A 19099-nucleotide genomic window follows, 5' to 3' on the forward strand; every position below is an offset into this window, starting at 1 on the left:
GCGTGCGCAGCGAAAGCAGCGCGTCGAGCTCGCAGTCGAGCGTCAGGTAGAAATGCGGGATGGTGGTCTTGGCCTCGACCAGGCGCCGCGCGATGGTCTTGCGCATATTGTCGTGCGGGACGAGTTCGTAAGAGCCTTGCTCGAACAGCTTCAGCACCTGATCGTCCGACATTGCCTTTACAGCCGGAGCAGCGGAAGGCGCACCAGCCGGAGCCTTGGCTGCCGGTGCTGCCTTGGCGCCGCCACCGGCGATCGCGGCGTCGACATCGGCCTTCACCACCCGGCCATGCGGACCGGTGCCGGTCACGGCCGACACATCGACCCCCGCCTCCTTGGCGATGCGGCGCGCGAGCGGCGACGCAAAGGTGCGCTCGGCCGATTGGCTGATCTCCCCCCTTGTGGGGGAGATGGCCGGCAGGCCAGAGGGGGGCGCCTCGCTCTTGGCTGCTGGAGGAACAGCGCCCCCCTCTGTCGACTTCGTCGACATCTCCCCCACGGGTGGGGAGATTGGCGCCCTGTCCTGCTTGGCCTCGGCTTTCGCCGGTGCGCCACCGCTTTTCGCGGCAGCGCCCGCATCTTCGCCTTCGGCGGCAAGCACGGCGATCAGCGCGTTGACCTTGACCCCTTCGGTTCCGGCCGGCACGACCAGCTTGGCGACAGTGCCCTCATCGACGGCTTCAACTTCCATCGTCGCCTTGTCGGTCTCGATCTCGGCAATGACATCGCCCGGCGAAACCTTGTCACCTTCCTTGACCAGCCATTTTGACAGATTGCCTTCTTCCATCGTGGGCGACAGGGCCGGCATGGTGATGTTGATAGGCATCGCTCACTCCTGGATGAATTTGAAAAGGCCGCGCATGACGGTCAGCGTGGCGACGATGAACACAGGTGGCAAGACACCGAAATGGTAGCTACCCTTGCCCATCTCGAGCGTCATCATGCTGCCGGTCTGGTCGACCTTTGCGGAAGCAGTTGCCACAATAGCAAGAACCAGCGACGCGGCACCGCTGAGCATCAACAGAACCGCATCGAACTTCCCCGTCATCGATCGCACGAGAAAGGCGACCACGACAGTGGGAACAATGATGGCTGCCAACGTCCAGAAAGACAGCATCCGCATTGCTCCCTAGCGATATGCGACGGCTTTGACGGCCTCGATGACCTCGCCGACATTCGGCAATGCCAGCCTTTCGAGGTTGGCCGCATAGGGCATCGGCACGTCCTTGCCGGCAATGGTGATGACCGGCGCGTCGAGGAAATCGAAGGCGCGTTGCGACACCTGGTTGGCGATATGGTCGCCGACCGAATTCTGCGGGTAGCCTTCTTCGACCACGACCAGCCGGTTGGTCTTCTTGACCGAGGCGATGACGGTGTCGAGATCGAGCGGACGGATGGTCCTGAGGTCGATGATCTCGGCGTCGATGCCCATGCCGCGCAGCTCGGCTTCCGCCTTGACCGCATAGGTCATGCCGATACCGAAGGAGACGATGGTGACATCCTTGCCCGTCTTGTGGATGCGCGCCTTGCCGATCGGCAGCACGAAGTCGTCCAGCTTCGGCACGTCGAAGGACTGGCCGTAGAGGATTTCGTTCTCGAGGAAGATGGTCGGGTTCGGATCGCGGATCGCCGCCTTGAGCAAGCCCTTGGCGTCGGCGGCCGTATACGGCATCACGACTTTCAGGCCTGGAATGTGGCTGTACCAGGCGGCATAGCACTGCGAGTGCTGTGCGGCGACACGGGCGGCCGCGCCGTTCGGCCCACGGAACACGATTGGCGCGCCCATCTGGCCGCCGGACATATAGAGCGTCTTGGCGGCCGAGTTGATGATCTGGTCGATCGCCTGCATGGCGAAGTTGAAGGTCATGAACTCGACGATCGGCTTGAGGCCCGCCATCGCAGCACCGACGCCGACGCCGGCAAAACCATGTTCGGTGATCGGCGTGTCGACGACGCGACGCGGCCCGAATTCCTGCAGCAGGCCTTGCGTGATCTTGTAGGCGCCCTGGTATTCGGCAACTTCCTCGCCCATGACGAAGACATCGCCGTCGCGGCGCATTTCCTCGGCCATGGCGTCGCGTAACGCTTCGCGCACCGTGGTTGAGACCATTTCGGTACCGGCGGGAATATCCGGATCGGCGGCGATTTCCGTTTTCGGTGCGGCCGCGACTGGTGCAGAGGCCGGCTTTGCCACCTCCGCCTTGTCCTCGGCCGGCGCTTCCGCCTTTGCCGGTACTTCCGCCTTGGCGGGAGCCGCCGCGGACTTGCCGACGTCGGCGGCGCTCTCGCCGTCCTGGAGCAGAACGGCGATCGGCGTGTTGACCTTGACGCCTTCGGTGCCGGCGGCGATCAGGATCTTGCCCAGCGTACCTTCGTCGACGGCTTCGACTTCCATCGTCGCCTTGTCGGTCTCGATCTCGGCGATGACGTCACCGGCGACGACCTTGTCGCCCTCGTTCTTCAACCACTTGGAAAGGTTGCCCTCTTCCATGGTCGGCGAGAGAGCGGGCATGAGAATTTCGATCGGCATGTCCTGGCCCTCCCTTACAATACGATATCGGTCCAGAGCTCGGACGGATCCGGCTCGGCATCGTTCTGGGCAAATTCGGCGGCGTCGGCGACGATGTCGCGAACCTCCTTGTCGATGGTCTTGAGCTCGTCCTCGGTCGCCCACTTCTTCTCGATCAGCCGCGCCTTGACCTGCTCGATCGGGTCATGCTCGGAGCGCATCTTCTGCACTTCTTCCTTCGACCGGTATTTCGCGGGATCGGACATCGAGTGGCCGCGATAACGGTAGGTCTGCATTTCGAGGATCAGCGGGCCATTGCCGGCGCGGCACCATTCGGTGGCGAGATCGCCGGCGGCCTTGACCGCGCGCACATCCATGCCGTCGACCTGGATGCCGGGAATCTTGAAGGAAGCGCCACGGTGCGAGAAGTCAGTCTCCGCTGAAGAGCGCGACACCGAGGTGCCCATGGCGTAGCGGTTGTTCTCGATGATGTAGATCACCGGCAGCTTCCACAGCGAGGCCATGTTGAAGCTCTCATAGACCTGGCCCTGGTTGGCTGCGCCGTCGCCGAAATAGGTCAGCGAGACATTGTTGTTGTCGCGGTAGCGGTTGGCGAAGGCCAGACCGGTGCCGAGCGACACCTGCGCGCCGACGATGCCGTGACCGCCATAGAAATGCTTCTCCTTGGAGAACATGTGCATGGAGCCGCCCTTGCCCCTGGACAAGCCGCCGCGGCGTCCGGTCAGCTCAGCCATCACGCCACGCGGCGAAAGCTCCATCGCCAGCATGTGGCCGTGATCGCGATAGGCCGTGATCATCTGGTCGCCGTCGATCAGCGCCATCTTCATGCCGGTGACCACGGCTTCCTGGCCAATGTAGAGGTGGCAGAAGCCGCCGATGAAGCCCATGCCATAGAGCTGGCCGGCCTTTTCCTCAAACCGGCGGATGAGCAGCATGTGCCGGTATGCGGCAAGCTCTTCGTCCTTGGTGAAGTCAGCAGGCTTGGGTGCTGACAGGCCGGATTTGCCGTCGGATTTCGATTTGGCAGGCGCTTTTCTGGCTGCGGTGGCCATGCATCACTCCCTGTTGGCGTCTCTTTGCGGACACTGGAGCAAGATCAACCTGCTCCGGGGAGATCGCCCTCCCCTTCGATTTATGGGAGGCTAACACGTAGAAAGGCGTTCCGCCATGTCGAAATTGCATAGCTGGCATGCGCCTAAGCGATTAAAATCATTGAAAATATTGCCGATTAACCTGATATCGGTTACTTTTCCGAAACCGGCAGCATGATGGTGATCTCATCGGCCTGGGACAGATTGAGCGCTTTACGCGCCTGCTCGTCGAGCATGTCCCTCTCCAGCGTGCCATCATGCATGAGCTTGACGCGCCGCTCGAGTTCCATCCTGCGCGCCTTGATCGCCTCGAGCTGACCCTGCAGCGCGACCGTTTCGGCCTCCAGCTTGTATTTGGAATTGATGCCGAATTCGCCGTGATAGGCGTGGAAGCCGAAATAGGCCAGGAACACCACGCACAGCGAGGGAATGATCAGCCGCCCGGTGTTTCTCTGCTTGTGCTGACGCGTCCACATGACCGATTCCCCGTGGCCGCGAACTCAAGCGGCTCGACGCCTTTTTCGCCTGATTGTGCTTAACGGACGGTTACGGGCGGCGGCCCAGCCCGGCCTGAAATGAAAAAGGGCGGGATGTCCCGCCCTTTCGATACCAATGATGCGCGGCCGGATCAGCTCTTGATCACCGACTTGCCGGCGTAGCGTGCCTGCTTGCCGAGTTCTTCCTCGATACGGATCAGCTGGTTGTACTTGGCCATGCGGTCGGAGCGCGACAGCGAGCCGGTCTTGATCTGCCCGCAATTGGTGGCGACGGCGAGATCGGCGATGGTCGAATCCTCGGTCTCGCCCGAACGGTGCGACATGACGGCGGTGTAGGCTGCCTTGTGCGCGGTCTCGACCGCGTCGAGCGTCTCGGTCAGCGAGCCGATCTGGTTGACCTTGACCAGGATCGAATTGGCAACGCCCATGCGGATGCCGTCGCGCAACCGCGCCGTGTTGGTGACGAAAAGATCGTCGCCGACAAGCTGCGTCTTCTTGCCGATCAGGTCGGTCAGGTATTTCCAGCCTTCCCAGTCATCTTCGGCAAGGCCGTCCTCGATCGAGATGATCGGGTAATCGGCGGCGAGCTTGGCGAGGTACTTGGCCTGCGCCTTGGGATCGCGTGTCTTCTTCTCACCCTCATAGACGTAGTTGCCGTCCTTGAAGAATTCGGTCGCGGCGCAATCGAGGCCGAGCGCGATCTCTTCGCCCGGCTTGAAACCGGCCTTCTCGATCGATTCCATGATGAAATCGAGCGCCACCGGCGCGCTCTTCAGGTTCGGCGCGAAGCCGCCCTCGTCGCCGACATTGGTGTTGTGGCCGGCATCCTTCAGCTTCTTGCGCAGCGTGTGGAAGATTTCCGAACCCCAGCGCACGCCTTCGCGCAGCGTCGGCGCGCCGACCGGCAGGATCATGAATTCCTGGAAGTCGATCGGATTGTCGGCATGCGCGCCACCATTGATGATGTTCATCATCGGCACGGGCAGGATATGCGCCTTTGTGCCGCCGACATAGCGATAGAGCGGCAGGCCGGCGGCATCGGCCGCGGCTTTCGCCACCGCCAGCGAAACGCCCAGAATGGCGTTGGCGCCGAGCCGGCTCTTGTTAGGCGTGCCGTCAAGCTCGATCATGATCTGATCGATATGGATCTGGTTTTCGGCTTCCATGCCGCCGATCGCCTCGAACAGTTCGCCGTTGACCGCTTCGACGGCCTTGAGCACGCCCTTACCGAGGTAGCGGGCGCCGCCGTCGCGCAATTCGACGGCCTCATGGGCGCCGGTCGAGGCGCCCGACGGTACCGCGGCGCGGCCCATTGAACCGTCTTCGAGAACGACATCGACCTCGACGGTCGGGTTTCCGCGGCTGTCCAGGATTTCACGCCCGACAATATCGATGATGGCGGTCATTGCGATGTCCTCGATTTGATCTGGAGAAAACGTCGCGCCCGTCTTAGCCAAAGCGACGCAAAAGGCAATCGGGCCCTGGCCGAATATTGCCGCCCGCGCGATTCACGAAGCGCAAGTTTCTGTCATCATAAGTCATGCCACAAGGGGCGCATTCCGGGTTAAGGCTGTTGTCGCGCGGGGCGAAACAGGAGGAGTTTCGCCATGTCCGAGTTGAGCGGTATCGTCAGTCTGTTCCTGATCGCGGCGGCGTTCCTGACGTCGTGCGACAATCAGCAGCCACCGCCAAAGGCCATTGCGCCTTTGCCGGCCTTGCACATTAGCGAGTAGCGTTTGCCTCGAATCGAAAAGGGGGCCGTCGAAACGGCCCCCTTTTCGGTTGTGGCGTCAGTGCCAGTAGGGCGTAACCTTGTAATATTCGTATGACTCGTCGCGCACGCTCTCGCCATCGGCGCCGGCCAACTCGTTGATCGAATGGGCGGGCGCTGCCTTCAGCTGTTCCTTGGTGAAGGGTACGACATAGCCGCCCTTGTCCTCGTCGTAGTCGAGGCTCGCCCAGGGAATGGCATGGTACTTCTCGGCAATACCGAGAAAGCCGCCAAATCCGATCACCGCGAACATGATGCCGTTCGACGTCTTGTCGAGCATGACGTCCTCGATGCTGCCGATGCTGTCGCCTTGGGTATTGTAGACGGTAGTGCCGATCACTCGCGAAGCGGCAATGGCTTCGGTGTGGCCTGTTTGCGTTGTCATTGTTTGCTCCTCGTTGTCGTTAATCTGCACTTTGACAATGAGGCGCGCGGGCGAAAGTTCCCGACTTTTTGGCGGCTGCCCGATCACTCCGCGAGGATGAAAGTCACCTTCATGTTGACGCGATAGGCCGCGATCTTGCCGTCCACGACAACGATCTTCTGATCCTGGATCCAGGCCCCTTCGACATTCTTCAGGGTTTTGGCGGCGCGGGCGATTCCTTTCTCGATGGCGTCCTGAAAGCTCTTCTTCGACGATGAGGTGATTTCGGTGACGCGGGCGACGGACATGGCTTCCTCCTGCCAAAACGCTCATTTGCCTGCCGAGCGTACAACTGGCCCCTGGCAACCACAAGCACGGGCAGAAAGCCTAGGATTAGTGGCCCTTCGCTACCCGGTCCAACGCCATCAGCTTTTCGAGCAGCGCCGGCATATCTTTCAGCGGCACCATGTTCGGACCGTCGGAGGAGGTCGAATTGTCGGGGTCCTGATGAGTCTCGATAAAGACGCCGGCAACGCCGACGGCAACGGCCGCGCGGGCCAGCGTCTCGACAAAGCGGCGCTCCCCGCCAGACGACCCGCCCTGCCCGCCCGGCTGCTGCACCGAATGGGTGGCGTCGAAGATCACCGGCGCGCCGATCTCGGCCATGATAGGCAGAGCGCGCATATCCGACACCAGTGTGTTGTAGCCGAAAGAAGCACCGCGCTCGGTGGTCAGCACATTGGCATTGCCGGAACCGGTGATCTTGGCGACCACGTTCTTCATGTCCCAGGGGGCGAGGAACTGTCCCTTCTTCACATTGATGACCTTGCCCGTCCTCGCGGCGGCGACCAGCATGTCGGTCTGGCGCGACAGGAAGGCCGGTATCTGCAGCACATCGACATGCGGTGCAACGATGGCGCACTGCTCCTCCGTGTGAACGTCGGTCAGCACCGGCAGCGAGAATTCCTTTCGCAACTCGTCGAACACGGGAAGTGCGGCGTCCATGCCGGCACCGCGCGTCGCCGACAGCGAGGTGCGGTTGGCCTTGTCGTAGCTGGTCTTGTAGACGAGGCCGATGCCGAGCCTGCCGGTCAGCTCCTTCAGCGCACCGGCCATGTCGAAGGCGTGTTGGCGCGATTCGAACTGGCACGGGCCAGCGATCAGCGCCAAGGGTGCCGCATTGTCGAAGATGACATTGCCGACCGTTACCGAAGAATTGGGCGCCGTCGAATTTGGTGCTTGGGACTTGCTCATTTGGTCTCCCGGAAGATGAAAGCCGCGCCTTGGCCGGCTGCCGGCGGCACGACAATGTCGGTGCCCGCTATATCGTGCTGGATTGAGTTGGCTGCAAGCAGCCTCGCAGCGGCATCGGCGCTTCGGATCGCAAATACCACGGCGGCGAAACGAAGCTCCGTCGCCGGGCCGGTCGGGATGCCAAAGCGCGCGGCGTAAGACGCGGGACCGAGCACACGCAATGTTGCGTTCGGCAAGGCGAACGCGCCGTCCGGACCGCCGGCGGACGGTTCATTGACCGCCACCGCGATCAGCCTGTGCTGTTCGGAGGGCGCACTGCTGATTGCAATCACCTCGACGACCCCATCGACGCCGTTGGGATGAGCCTGCAAGGCCGCGCGGTCCACTTTCGGCGCGTTGATGCGCTGGCAGGCAAAAAGAAAAGCGTCCCTGGCATGATTGGCCGAAGCAAAAGCGAGCTTGAACGAGGCGGTATCGCTTTTGCCAGCCGTGTCGGTGAAGGCTCGCGAGAAGCTCAGCGTGTCTCCCGCCGACAGGCCGGCTTCGACATAGCGTTCATGGTCGTCATCGGCATTGTCAGTGCCAAGAACCACCGCAGAAAATCCCTCGTTACCAAGGCTTTCGCGATAGAGGCGATCGCGCGCAACGAAGACGTTGCCCTCGGCGGCAGCCTCCGTCGCAGCCTGTTCGCTGCCAATCGCGAGCGGCTCCAGATAGGTGCCGTCGGCAAGGAACACGCAGCAGTTTTCCGTGCCAAAGGGATGGATGCCGGTCGGAGCGACGACGAAGCCCAGCGCGGTGAGCCGGATCCGCGCGGTGTCGACGGTCTGCGTCGGCAGAACCAGATGATCGAGCGGATGAATGGCTGATGTGGTTGGGGTCATGCAGGCGCGATGTGCATCATTCCGAAGGTCGGTTCAAGACTTGATCGCAATGCCGCCGGCGGCGGCGCATGGTTCGCGCAGCACGATCTATCGGCAAACGCGCCGCCGCGAACGGCGCCTTCTGGAGCAGGCGCCGGATCAGCGTCCGGCCACGACATCGGCCGAATAACGCAGCTCGCGCAATGGTTTGACCTTGCTGGTGGTCCGCGCATAGAGCGGGTGCGCCTTGTAGGCTGCCAGCGCCGCGTCATCGGTGAATTCCGCGTAAACGACGACATCGACTTCATCCGACAGCGGGTCGACCTTGGTGTTCAACGTGACCTCGAAGAGGCTGGAATGAGGAATGTCGCCGAGCGCCAGCAGCCCGGTACGAACTGCTTCCACATCTTCCTTGCGCCGCGCGCTGAAGAAAACGATATGCCGGATCAATCCCGCCTCCTCGATCTGAATGTCGGGGTCTTTTGTGACGGCGGTCCCTTTGCGTCAACCGGTCATGGCGCCACGCGTCCTTGCGACGCGCCTCGATCGGTGCTGGACCTCGGTTCGCGCGGATCAGGGATGAAGCGCCGGCCTGCCCAGGGACGTCTAGGCCTTGCCGGTGACGTAGCGCACCGCATGGGAAACTTCCCTGACCGCGACGTCGAGATACCGGCCTTGATTGTAGAGACCGTCCCAGATCAGGAAGAACGCGATGGCGGCAATGACGATTACATAACGCATGGCTAAAGCTATCGCACAAGCGATGCGGCTGCCATAGGCGTTTTTGATTTCGGGCCGCAGCGGCCTGACGCAGGGCGGCAGATGCCGGGCGCCGCGTGGCACAGTCCAGCTCTCGGCATGCCTCTTGAAGTTCCCCCTCATGGCGTGGAAGATTGTGGCAGGCATTCACTGGGAAGCGCTGAAGCTCTGCTAAGGGGCGCGCGCTTTCGTTCGAGCCCACCTGCCGTCGAACCCGCAGCTGCCGGGACCAGGCAACGGTGTTTGAACCCGGCGGATGATCCAAGAGAACCGTGGCTTGGCAATTGCGCCGACAGCACGGAGATCCAGGGGCATGGAATGGCACACGGGGAACATCATGGCATAGCGCCGGGCGACGCGGTCAGGCTCGACGAATTCAATTTCGCCGAGATCGTCAAGGGCCTGCCGGCCAAGGCGCGCATGGTGCTGTCGGCGGCCATGAACCTGCCGCGTGGTTCGCTGAAAGTCAGGATGCCGGACGGCCGTGCCGTCCTCGTCGGCGGCAAGGCGCCAGGCCCCGACGCCGAACTTGTGCTCAAGAACTGGCGTCTGCCGGGCCGCGCCTTTTCCGGCGGCACGATCGGCGTTGCCGAATCCTATATGGACGGCGATTGGGAAAGCCCTGACGTCACCAGCTTCCTCGAACTGTTCGTGGTCAATTCGGCGATCGGCGAACGCGTCGCGGGCGGCGCCAGTTGGCTCATCAACACAGCCCAGCGCATCCGCCACTGGTTCAACGAGAACACACGCAAAGGGTCAAAGCGCAATATCTCGGCGCATTACGATCTCGGCAACGCCTTCTACAAGGAATGGCTCGACCCGAGCATGACCTATTCCTCGGCGCTTTACGCTAATGGCGCCAATGATCTCGAGAGCGCCCAGGCCGCCAAATACCGGGCGCTGGCCAGGGATACGGGCATCGGCGGAAAGGATCACGTGCTGGAGATAGGTTGCGGCTGGGGCGGCTTTGCCGAGTTCGCGGCACGCGAAATCGGCTGCCGGGTTACCGGATTGACCATCAGCCGCGAGCAGCACGATTTCGCCAAGGCGCGCATCGCCAAGGCCGGGCTTGCCGACAAGGTCGACATCAAGTTGCAGGATTACCGTGATGAAACCGGGACCTACGATCGCATCGCCTCGATCGAGATGTTCGAGGCGGTCGGCGAGAAATACTGGCCGGTATTCTTCTCCAAGATGAAGGCCTGCCTGAAGCCCGGCGGCACCGCGGGCCTGCAGATCATCACCATCAACGAAGCCGCCTACGACACCTATCGCGCCAGGCCGGATTTCATCCAGCGCTACGTCTTCCCGGGCGGCATGCTGCCGACGCCGTCCATCCTGAAGTCGCTTGGCGCCGCGCACGGCCTTGCCCATTTACGCGAACACGTTTTCCCCGAGGACTATGCCCGCACGCTTGCCGAATGGCGCCAGCGTTTCCGGGGGTCGTGGGAGAAGATCGTGCCGCTCGGCTTCGACGACCGTTTCAAGAAGCTCTGGGAATTCTACCTGCATTATTGCGAAGCCGGTTTCCGCACCAGCTATATCGACGTGCGCCAGGTGGTCTACAAGGCGTAGGCTGGGGACAGCGATCTCATCGACAACACCCGGACATCGACCATCCACGAGGTCCATGCACCCGCGGGGATGAGGCTCTTGACCGTGCCGAGCGATCCGACTGCTCCTCCCTCGCTATGGCGAGGTCATCTCCCGCACGGGGATGCGGCCAAGACCGGCCGCATCCAGCCCTGATAGTCGATCAGAGAAGGATGCGGTATCGGGCAAAACCAGCTTCGCCCTCGCCCACCGGCTCGATCTTGAGCGACTTCACATCGGCGATGAAGTCCTTTGCCTTGACGCCTGTCTCGAAGACGACGCTGGTTCCCGGCAGCGGCGCGAACGACCAGTTGCCATCCGCCGACGGGTTGATGGTGCCTTGGCTGACGACGTAGCGGACGATGACGTCGCGGTTGGTGTCCGGCGCTTCGTAGATGATCTTCGAGGCATTGATGTCGGGAAAGTTGCCACCGCCGCCGGCACGGTAGTTGTTGGTCGCAACGACGAATTTCGCTGCTGGATCAATCGGTTTGCCGTCGAATTTCAGGTCGACAATGCGATTGGAACCGGCATTGGCGACGGCGCCCTTGGCATCGTATTTCGGTGGCTGCGACAAATCTATTTTGTAGGTTACGCCATCTATGACGTCGAAATTATAGGATGGGAATTCGGTGTCGATCAGCGGCTGGTCAGCTTTTCCTGCCTCGATTTTCTTGAAGATGCCGGCCGACATCTCCAGCCATTCCTTGACCTGCGCACCCGTGATCTCAACCGCGCGAACCGTGTTCGGATAGAGATAGAGGTCGGCGACGTTCTTGATTGCGACATCGCCCACCGGCACGTCGGTGTAGTAGTCGGCGCCGTTGCGCCCGCCGGCCTTGAAGGGCGCCGCCGCCGATAACATCGGCACGTCCTTCCACTGGGTGCTCTTCAGGATATCCTTGAGATACCAGCTCTGCGCCTGGTTGACGATTTGCACCGAAGGATCATCGGCCACCAGCGCGAAATAGGAATAGAGCGGAGCCGAGGTCTTGCCGACAGGGCGGCGCACATAGGCGAGCGTCGCCTGGTGGTCCTGCTCGAGAGCAGCGATGATGCGCTTGTCGTCGGCAACAGTCGGCTTGTTCTTGTTGTCGACACGCTCGAAGATCGGCCGCGCCTCCGAGGTCGCCGAGACCACTTTCCACTTCGACCCATCGCGTTCCAGCATCAGGTCGATCAGGCCCATATGCGAGCCCCAGAAACCGCCCATGACGGCGGGCTTGCCCTGCAGCGTGCCTTTCTGTGCGTCAACGCCCTCGAGCCCCTGGAAATCCTTCTTGCCGGGGAAGACCAGGTGCTGGTGGCCGGTGAAGACCGCGTCGATGCCTTCGACGCCGGCGACGAAGAACGAGGCGTTCTCCATCATGTCACCCTGCTTGACGTCGATGCCGGAATGCGAGAGCGCGATGACGATGTCGGCGCCCTCCTCCTTCATCTGCGGCACCCAGGCCTTCGCCGCTTCGACGATGTCGCGCGTCTTGACGTTGCCTTCGAGATTCTTGAGGTCCCAGACCATGACCTGCGGCGGTACGAAGCCGATGATGCCGATTTTGATCGGTTGCTCGGTGCCTGAACCGTCCTTGATCTTCTTGTCCAGGATTATGTAGGGCTTGAGGTAGAGCTTGTCGTCGCGCGGGTTGGCGGCAAGCTCGGTGCCCCGGATCAGATTGGCGCAGACGAACGGGAAATTGGCGCCGGCCAGTACCTTGTCCAGAAAGGACAGGCCGTAGTTGAACTCGTGGTTGCCAAGTGTCGAACACTCGTAACCGAGCAGGTTCATGCCTTTCATGATCGGATGGAGATCGCCCTCCTTCAGGCCCTTCTCATAGGCAATGTAGTCGCCCATCGGGTTGCCCTGCAAAAGGTCGCCATTGTCGATCAGCATCGAATTGGCGGCTTCCTTGCGCACCGCGTCGATGAGGGACGCCGTGCGCGACAGGCCCATCGTGTCATTGGCTTTGTCGGCGTAATAATCATAGGGCAGCACGTTCACATGGATATCGGTGGTCTCCATGATCCTCAGATGCGCCTGGTTGGCCTGCGCACGGGCGGAGAAGGGATGAAGCATGATCAGCGCCCCTGTGGCGGCGACCCCCGCAAGGAGACCACGGCGAGAGACGGGATGGAGCAGTTGCGACATGTTTTCTCCTTCTTCGACGACCTGACATGCCCCTGCCCCGAAGCGAACTTCGCGCTGAAATCGGCTCAAGTCCACTCAAGAAGTCGCGCGCATCGGCACGCCAATCCATCAGCAACAGATGACGGCCGGATGAAAGGCGCGGTGAAGAAAGTCAGGTCTTGTCGTCGTCGCCCTGGGTAATCAGCCGGGCGCTGCGCTGGCCCGTGACATAGATCCATAGCCAGCTCAGCGAAACGGCAAGCCGGTTGCGGAAACCGATCAGGAAATAGATATGCGCAATGCCCCACAGCCACCAGGCGAGCCAGCCGGTCAGCTTGATCCAGCCGAAATCGATCGCGGCGGCGCGCTTGCCGATCGTCGCCAGATCACCGGCGTGCTTGTAGTGGAAGGGCCGCGGGCTCGTGTCGCCGGCAAGCCTGGCCTTGACGGTCGCGGCAACATGGCGGCCCTCCTGCTTGGCGGAAGGCGCCACGCCGGGCACCGGTCGTCCGTCGGGCCGCAGTACAAGCGCGGCGTCGCCGATGACAAAAATCTCCGGGCTGCCGGGCACGCTGAGATCAGGCTCGACCAATACCCTGCCGGCCCGGTCCGCGTTCGCGCCCAGCCATTCAGCGGCGGGCGAAGCGGCAACGCCGGCTGCCCACAGGATCGTGCGGGCCGGCAGAACGGTATCGCCAAAAACCACGCCTTCGGCATCGCAGCGCGTAACGGCCCGGCCAAGCTCAACCACAACACCAAGCCGCTCCAGCGCCTTCTCGGCATAATTGGAGAGCTTCGGCGCGAAATTGGCCAGGATGCGGTCGCCGGCCTCGATCAGCACCACGCGCGTCTGGCGCGTGTCGATGTTGCGGAATTCACTGCGCAGCGTGTCATGCGCCAGTTCGGCAATGGTTCCGGCAAGTTCGACGCCGGTCGGCCCGCCGCCGACGATAGCAATGGTCAGCAGCGCCTGGCGCCTGGCAGGGTCGGGTTCCCGTTCCGCCTGCTCGAAGGCCAGAAGGATGCGGCGCCGAATGGTGGTGGCGTCCTCCAGCGTCTTCAGGCCCGGCGCGAAAGGCTCCCATTCGTCATGGCCGAAATAGGCGTGCCGCGCGCCGGTGGCGAGCACCAGCGTGTCGTAGGCGACGGCGCTGCCATCATCGAGCACAACACGTTTGCCGGTCCGGTCTACTCCTGTGACATTGGCCAGCAACGTGGTCACGTCCTTGCGCTTGCGCAGGAGATGGCGGATCGGCCAGGCCACCTCCGAGGTCGCCAGCGCCGTGGTTGCCACCTGATAGAGCAGCGGCTGGAACAGATGATGGTTGCGCTTGTCGATCATGGTGATGCGCACCGGCGCGCCAGCCAGCGCGCGGGTGAATTCGAGGCCGCCGAACCCGGCGCCGACGACGACGAGATGAAGTCTGGCATCGCTCATTTCATCACCCCTGATGGGCAAGATTGCCTGCCCTGGATGTAGGTGTTTTTGTGCAATGCAACAATGGCAGGACAGTGCCCGAGACTCGTCGTTCCATGTCGTGAACGCACATGTTGTATCGTATCGCGAGGTATAGCGTCATCGAACACGAGATGAGGTGAGGCATGACCAACGATCATGAGGACGAAGGACCGGCGCAGTATTCTTCGCCGCCCTGCTTCATGCATGAACTCGATCCCGCGTTCCAGGCACCACTCAGCGACTGGACCGACGTGAGACGCTGGCGAAAGGCCGAGCGTGAACGCCTGATCGCGGCGCGCCTTGCCGTTTCCGCCGATGCCCGAACCGCAATGTCGCGGCGCATCGCGGAAGGCCTCGACACGATCATCGGTGATATAGCGGGCCGGATGGTCAGCCTTTACTGGCCGTTTCGGGGCGAGCCGGATTTACGGCCATGGATGGCGTCTATCAACGAACGCGATGGCCGCACCGCGCTGCCCATCGTCGTCGAAAAGGGTCAACCGTTGATCTTCCGCGCCTACAAACCGGGCGACCGGTTGGAAAAAGGCGTCTGGAACATCCCGATCCCGGCCGAAGGCGATCCGGTACTGCCGGACATAGTCATCTCGCCCATTGTCGGCATCGATCCGGCAAGCTATCGGCTGGGCTATGGCGGCGGCTTCTTCGACCGCACACTGGCCGCCATGCCGTTCAAGCCGCTGGTCATCGGCGTCGGCTACGAATTGCAGCGCATCGCGACCATCTATCCGCAACCTCACGACATCCCGATGGATCGGATCGTGACGGAGGCGTAAGAGCCTGTTTGGTCCAATGAGACCGGTCGGATTTCTGGTCACCCCGCGCGGAAGCAGCGCAAATGTCACGTGACAAAAATCCGACTTGGTCGATAAATAATCTGATTTTCAAAGCACGGTGCCGCGGGGGATTGCCTAGACATGCGCCCCCGGGGGAACCAACACTGTCCGGTCGCTCCTCAGAGTGGCTGCTTCACGATGGGTGACAAGATGATCGGGCGTACCATGGCGGCTGCCGTTGCAATCGCTGTTTCCTTTTCGCCCGCGCTCGCGCAACGACATCGTTTGCCGAGCGGTTACAAATGGGGCCGTTGCCTGCTTGTTGTTGACGGTCAGACCCGCATATCCGGAAAATGCTCCTATCAAATCGAGAAGGGCGGCGATTTCAATATCCAGGGACCCCGGCAAGTTTTCGCGGGTATCGACTATCCTGACACGCATAGTGGGGCTGGTGAAATGTCCGAGGATTACTGGGCCGCCGTCTACAAGGACGGCGATATTTGGGACGGCTATGGTAACTCGGACATTCGCGCGACTCACGGTGATGAACGTTGGGAAGACCTTCACCGCGAAGGCGCATGCTATATTGGGAAGGACGTCCGGGTGTGCCTTTGGCGTTAAGCCATTTCCGGCTTTAGCCCCATGGCCGTCCGGTCGACGATTTCACGTAAGGCGAAGGACGAATTGATCTTCGTTACATGCGGCATCGCCGACAGCCATTCCTTGTGGATGCGCTCGTAGTCGACGAGATCCTTGGCCGCGATCCGCAGGATATAGTCGTACTCGCCCGACATCAGGTGGCACGACAGCACGTTCGGACAGCGTTTGATCGCCGCCTCGAAATCCGACAGCGTCTTCTCGAACTGGCCGGAGAGGGATATGTGGACGATCGCCGTCATCTGGTGGCCAAGGGCCGCATTGGACAACCGGGCGTGGTAGCCGCGGATGGTTCCGGATTTTTCCAGATTATCAAGCCGGCGCGAACAGGCCGATTGCGACAGGCCGACCTTTTCGGCAAGGGCCGCGTTCGGCATCCGGCCATCCTTCTGCAATGTCTCCAGAATGGCGATATCAATCCTGTCGAGCGGCATTCTTCGTGAATCCTGCGAATATACTGCTATTTCACGCAACGATTATCGAAACCCTCCTGTTCGCGCAAGCGCATTCGCAAACACTTGCGAGCCGATTCATGGTTCACTCCGACAATCAGGGAGTGAGCCCAAAAGGGCCCGGATCAGGAGAAGAAAATGCGCGTCGGCTGCCCCAAGGAAATCAAGAACCACGAATACCGTGTCGGCCTTACGCCGGGTTCGGTCCGCGAATATGTGGCCCACGGCCACGAAGTGCTGGTCGAGGCTGGTGCCGGTGCCGGTATCGGCGCCGACGACAACGCCTATCGCGCTGCAGGCGCCACCATCGCCAAGACCGCCGCCGACGTGTTCGCCAAGTCGGACATGATCGTCAAGGTCAAGGAGCCGCAGCCCAATGAGTGGGTGCAATTGCGCGAAGGCCAGATCCTGTACACCTATCTCCACCTGGCCCCGGATCCGGAGCAGACCAAGGGCCTGCTCGCTTCGGGCGTCACGGCGATCGCCTATGAAACCGTGACCGACGATCGTGGCGGGCTGCCGCTGCTGGCGCCGATGTCGGAAGTCGCGGGTCGCCTGTCGATCCAGGCTGGCGCCACGGCGCTGCAGAAGGCCAATGGCGGCCGCGGCGTGCTGCTCGGCGGCGTGCCCGGCGTGCTGCCAGGCAAGGTCACCGTGCTCGGCGGCGGCGTCGTAGGCCTGCACGCGGCCCGCATGGCCGCCGGCCTTGGCGCCGATGTCACCATCATCGACCGCTCGATCCCGCGTCTGCGCCAGCTCGATGACCTCTTCGCCGGCCGGGTCCACACCCGTTACTCGACCGTCGAGGCGCTCGAGGAAGAATGCTTCTCGGCCGACATCGTCGTCGGCGCCGTGCTCATCCCGGGCGCGGCCGCGCCTAAGCTGGTCACCCGTGAAATGCTGTCCGGCATGAAGAAGGGCTCGGTGCTGGTCGATGTCGCCATCGACCAGGGCGGCTGCTTCGAGACCTCTCATGCGACCACCCACGCCGAGCCGACTTACGAAGTCGACGGCGTTATCCACTACTGCGTCGCCAACATGCCAGGCGCTGTGCCGGTCACTTCGGCCCATGCGCTGAACAACGCAACGCTGCATTACGGCCTGCAGCTCGCCGACAAGGGCCTGAAGGCGCTGGTCGACGACCATCATTTGCGCAACGGCCTCAACGTCCACAAAGGCAAGATCACCAACCGCGCGGTCGCCGAAGCGCTCGGCTACGAACTGGTCGAGCCGAAAGCCGTGCTCGCAGCCTGATACACCCAGAAAAAGTCAACTTACACTTTTGCCCGCCGGTTCGCTCCGGCGGGCTTTTTCTTTTGGCAATGATGCTCCAAACCTGCTTCCCAGGGGATCCATCGAAGCGTGTGCCGTAAGGGCACTTAGCCTCCCGCTGTTGCATTTTTGTCATACCTGTATTGGCCGACTCCCTGCTAGGAACACCCCGGGTTTATTCATTAGGGGTACGGGCTATGTTTGTTCGCATTACTGCGAAATCTATTCTTCTCGGCGCGGTTTCTGTCGTGGCTTTGATGTCGGCGGCTCATGCGGCCGACGTCGTGCAGCCAGTAGAGGCATCCGGTTTTAACTGGAGCGGCGTTTATGTCGGCTTCGGCGTAGGCGCCGGAGCCAACGTCCATAAGTTGAGCAGCGATTTTGCTCCCTTGTCATTGAATGGCATTGGCGGTGAAGGCGTTTACGGCGAACTTACCGCTGGCTACGACTACATGGTCTCGCCCCGCTTCCTGCTCGGCGGATTGCTGGACGTCCATGCCGGCGACATCAAAACCAAGCTCGACGCCGGTGGTTTCAACGCCTCGATCCAGGAGACATACGGTTTCGACGCTGGTCTGCGCGTAGGGTATCTGCTTACCCCGAACACGCTGGGCTACGTGCTGGGCGGCTATTCCTGGCAGAAGTACAAGCTTGATTCCAACGCCGGCTTTGGTTTCGATTGGGACCAGAGCGGATATTTCGTCGGTGGTGGTCTCGAAACGGCCATTAACAGCAATTGGACGATCAAGACCGAGTATCGCTATACACGCTTCGGCACCAAGGACGATCTCCTTTCCGAGGCCGGCCTTATCGGGGCTCCGGATGGCCTTCTCAATCTCGATACGTCGCGGCACACATTCCAGGTTGCCGCCAGCTATCGCTTCGGGGCGCAGAACGGTGCCGCCACTTCGTTTGAAACGCCCGCCTATAACTGGTCCGGCTTCTATATCGGTGGCGGTTTGGGCGCGGGTGCGTCGGTGCACCAGATCGAAATCCCACCGCTTGGCGGCGCGAAGTTCAACGGCCTCGGCGGTGAAGGCGTGCTTGGCGAGCTGAATGTCGGCTATGACCACGACTTCGGCAGCTGGGTCGCTGGCATCATGGTGGACGCCCGCTATTCCGGCATGACCTCGAAGCTGGACCTCGGCGGCGGATCGATCAATGTCGATACCGACTACGGTTTCGATGTGCTTGGCCGCGCCGGCATGAAAATGAATGAATCGACCCTCGCCTACGCGCTGGCTGGCTACAGTTGGCAGCATTTCGACTTGAACGCTTCGGACCCGGTCGGCGACATCCTCGATTGGGGCTCCAGCGGTTTCTCTGTTGGTGGTGGTCTGGAAACGGCAATATCCAGCAATGTTACCTTGGGTGTTGAGTATCGCTACTCGCAATTCGCCAAGAAAGATTTCTCATCCGAGGTGGGGCTGCCTGACGACTCCATTACCTCTACGTCGTCCTTCCATACCGTGCGTATCGGCGCGAAGTACAAGTTCAACTAAGCCCTCCAGGCAAACCTACAAAAAGCCCGCCGGCGTTGCCGGCGGGCTTTTTCGTTGCTTGAGATATGGCGCGGTGAAATCTGGGCAACAAAAAAGCGGAGCCAAAGCCCCGCTTCCTCGAT

The 19099-nt window shown here is 61.6% G+C and carries 22 protein-coding genes; 7 read left to right on the plus strand and 15 right to left on the minus strand.

The features are described from left to right. The 6 genes from EN845_RS00005 to eno form a co-directional block, all read right to left on the minus strand. The coding region (locus EN845_RS00005; RefSeq protein WP_135897761.1) for a biotin/lipoyl-containing protein at positions 1-823 on the minus strand (823 nt) is incomplete at its 3' end. Positions 824-826: 3 nt separating this feature from the next. Beyond that, positions 827-1114 (minus strand): hypothetical protein, encoded by a 288-nt coding sequence (locus EN845_RS00010; protein WP_127280532.1) that lies wholly within the window; start codon positions 1112-1114, stop codon positions 827-829. A 12-nt stretch (positions 1115-1126) separates the two neighbouring features. Continuing rightward, a complete protein-coding gene (locus EN845_RS00015) occupies positions 1127-2527 on the minus strand; it encodes a pyruvate dehydrogenase complex E1 component subunit beta (protein WP_127869334.1) in 1401 nt (466 codons plus the stop codon). Between the two features lie 14 nt (positions 2528-2541). Beyond that, positions 2542-3579: a pyruvate dehydrogenase (acetyl-transferring) E1 component subunit alpha gene (pdhA, locus tag EN845_RS00020; protein ID WP_127869335.1), complete on the minus strand. Its 1038-nt coding sequence runs from the start codon at positions 3577-3579 to the stop codon at positions 2542-2544. A 191-nt stretch (positions 3580-3770) separates the two neighbouring features. Beyond that, entirely contained in the window at positions 3771-4094 is a 324-nt protein-coding gene (locus tag EN845_RS00025; RefSeq protein ID WP_127869336.1) for a septum formation initiator family protein, read from the minus strand. A 152-nt stretch (positions 4095-4246) separates the two neighbouring features. Then, positions 4247-5521 (minus strand): phosphopyruvate hydratase, encoded by a 1275-nt coding sequence (gene eno, locus EN845_RS00030; protein ID WP_127869337.1) that lies wholly within the window; start codon positions 5519-5521, stop codon positions 4247-4249. 201 nt (positions 5522-5722) lie between these two features. On the opposite strand from eno, the gene EN845_RS36600 reads away from it, so the two are divergent. Then, positions 5723-5848 (plus strand): hypothetical protein, encoded by a 126-nt coding sequence (locus EN845_RS36600; protein ID WP_127281032.1) that lies wholly within the window; start codon positions 5723-5725, stop codon positions 5846-5848. 57 nt (positions 5849-5905) lie between these two features. On the opposite strand, the gene EN845_RS00040 is transcribed toward EN845_RS36600, so the two are convergent. The 6 genes from EN845_RS00040 to EN845_RS36605 all read right to left on the minus strand — a co-directional run bounded on the left by EN845_RS00040 (position 5906) and on the right by EN845_RS36605 (position 9108). Continuing rightward, positions 5906-6271: a PRC-barrel domain-containing protein gene (locus EN845_RS00040; protein WP_127869338.1), complete on the minus strand. Its 366-nt coding sequence runs from the start codon at positions 6269-6271 to the stop codon at positions 5906-5908. An 83-nt stretch (positions 6272-6354) separates the two neighbouring features. Next, a complete protein-coding gene (locus EN845_RS00045) occupies positions 6355-6558 on the minus strand; it encodes a dodecin family protein (protein WP_120015277.1) in 204 nt (67 codons plus the stop codon). Positions 6559-6643: 85 nt separating this feature from the next. Then, positions 6644-7504 carry a 3-deoxy-8-phosphooctulonate synthase gene (gene kdsA, locus EN845_RS00050; RefSeq protein WP_127869339.1) on the minus strand — a complete coding sequence of 287 codons (861 nt, stop codon included), beginning with the start codon at positions 7502-7504 and terminating at the stop codon, positions 6644-6646. Next, positions 7501-8388: a VOC family protein gene (locus tag EN845_RS00055; protein WP_127869340.1), complete on the minus strand. Its 888-nt coding sequence runs from the start codon at positions 8386-8388 to the stop codon at positions 7501-7503. The genes kdsA and EN845_RS00055 overlap by 4 nt, the downstream gene beginning before the upstream one ends. A 138-nt stretch (positions 8389-8526) precedes the next feature. Next, positions 8527-8817: a Dabb family protein gene (locus EN845_RS00060; protein WP_127869341.1), complete on the minus strand. Its 291-nt coding sequence runs from the start codon at positions 8815-8817 to the stop codon at positions 8527-8529. A 156-nt stretch (positions 8818-8973) separates the two neighbouring features. Next, positions 8974-9108 (minus strand): hypothetical protein, encoded by a 135-nt coding sequence (locus tag EN845_RS36605; protein WP_272482999.1) that lies wholly within the window; start codon positions 9106-9108, stop codon positions 8974-8976. Between the two features lie 124 nt (positions 9109-9232). Here EN845_RS36605 and EN845_RS36725 point away from each other — a divergent pair, with 124 nt between their 5' ends. After that, positions 9233-9301, plus strand: coding sequence for a hypothetical protein (locus EN845_RS36725; RefSeq protein WP_348629826.1), 69 nt, complete (start codon positions 9233-9235; stop codon positions 9299-9301). 143 nt (positions 9302-9444) lie between these two features. After that, complete coding sequence (locus EN845_RS00065) at positions 9445-10701, plus strand: cyclopropane-fatty-acyl-phospholipid synthase family protein (protein ID WP_127280092.1); 1257 nt, start codon at positions 9445-9447, stop codon at positions 10699-10701. Between the two features lie 181 nt (positions 10702-10882). On the opposite strand, the gene EN845_RS00070 is transcribed toward EN845_RS00065, so the two are convergent. Together EN845_RS00070 and EN845_RS00075 are read right to left on the minus strand one after the other, a co-directional pair. After that, the gene (locus EN845_RS00070) at positions 10883-12862 is read right to left on the minus strand and encodes a bifunctional 2',3'-cyclic-nucleotide 2'-phosphodiesterase/3'-nucleotidase (RefSeq protein ID WP_127869342.1); all 1980 of its coding nucleotides are present in this window, start codon (positions 12860-12862) and stop codon (positions 10883-10885) included. Positions 12863-13013: 151 nt separating this feature from the next. Further along, complete coding sequence (locus EN845_RS00075; RefSeq protein WP_127869343.1) at positions 13014-14279, minus strand: NAD(P)/FAD-dependent oxidoreductase; 1266 nt, start codon at positions 14277-14279, stop codon at positions 13014-13016. A 164-nt stretch (positions 14280-14443) separates the two neighbouring features. Here EN845_RS00075 and EN845_RS00080 point away from each other — a divergent pair, with 164 nt between their 5' ends. Continuing rightward, the gene (locus EN845_RS00080; protein ID WP_127280883.1) at positions 14444-15094 is read left to right on the plus strand and encodes a 5-formyltetrahydrofolate cyclo-ligase; all 651 of its coding nucleotides are present in this window, start codon (positions 14444-14446) and stop codon (positions 15092-15094) included. A 198-nt stretch (positions 15095-15292) separates the two neighbouring features. After that, positions 15293-15715, plus strand: a complete 423-nt coding sequence (locus tag EN845_RS00085) for a hypothetical protein (protein WP_127280884.1) — start codon at positions 15293-15295, stop codon at positions 15713-15715. Here the strand turns inward: EN845_RS00085 and EN845_RS00090 are convergent. Next, entirely contained in the window at positions 15712-16185 is a 474-nt protein-coding gene (locus EN845_RS00090) for an Lrp/AsnC family transcriptional regulator (protein WP_015317948.1), read from the minus strand. The two genes, EN845_RS00085 and EN845_RS00090, sit on opposite strands and share 4 nt — an antisense overlap. Positions 16186-16341: 156 nt before the next feature. Here EN845_RS00090 and ald point away from each other — a divergent pair, with 156 nt between their 5' ends. Together ald and EN845_RS00100 are read left to right on the plus strand one after the other, a co-directional pair. Next, positions 16342-17457 carry an alanine dehydrogenase gene (ald, locus tag EN845_RS00095; protein WP_019858003.1) on the plus strand — a complete coding sequence of 372 codons (1116 nt, stop codon included), beginning with the start codon at positions 16342-16344 and terminating at the stop codon, positions 17455-17457. Positions 17458-17672: 215 nt separating this feature from the next. After that, on the plus strand, positions 17673-18977 hold the full coding sequence (locus tag EN845_RS00100; RefSeq protein WP_127869344.1) for an outer membrane beta-barrel protein: 1305 nt from the start codon (positions 17673-17675) through the stop codon (positions 18975-18977). Positions 18978-19099: the final 122 nt, after the last annotated feature.

It is taken from the genome of Mesorhizobium sp. M8A.F.Ca.ET.202.01.1.1, assembly GCF_004791595.1.
Taxonomy (GTDB): domain Bacteria; phylum Pseudomonadota; class Alphaproteobacteria; order Rhizobiales; family Rhizobiaceae; genus Mesorhizobium.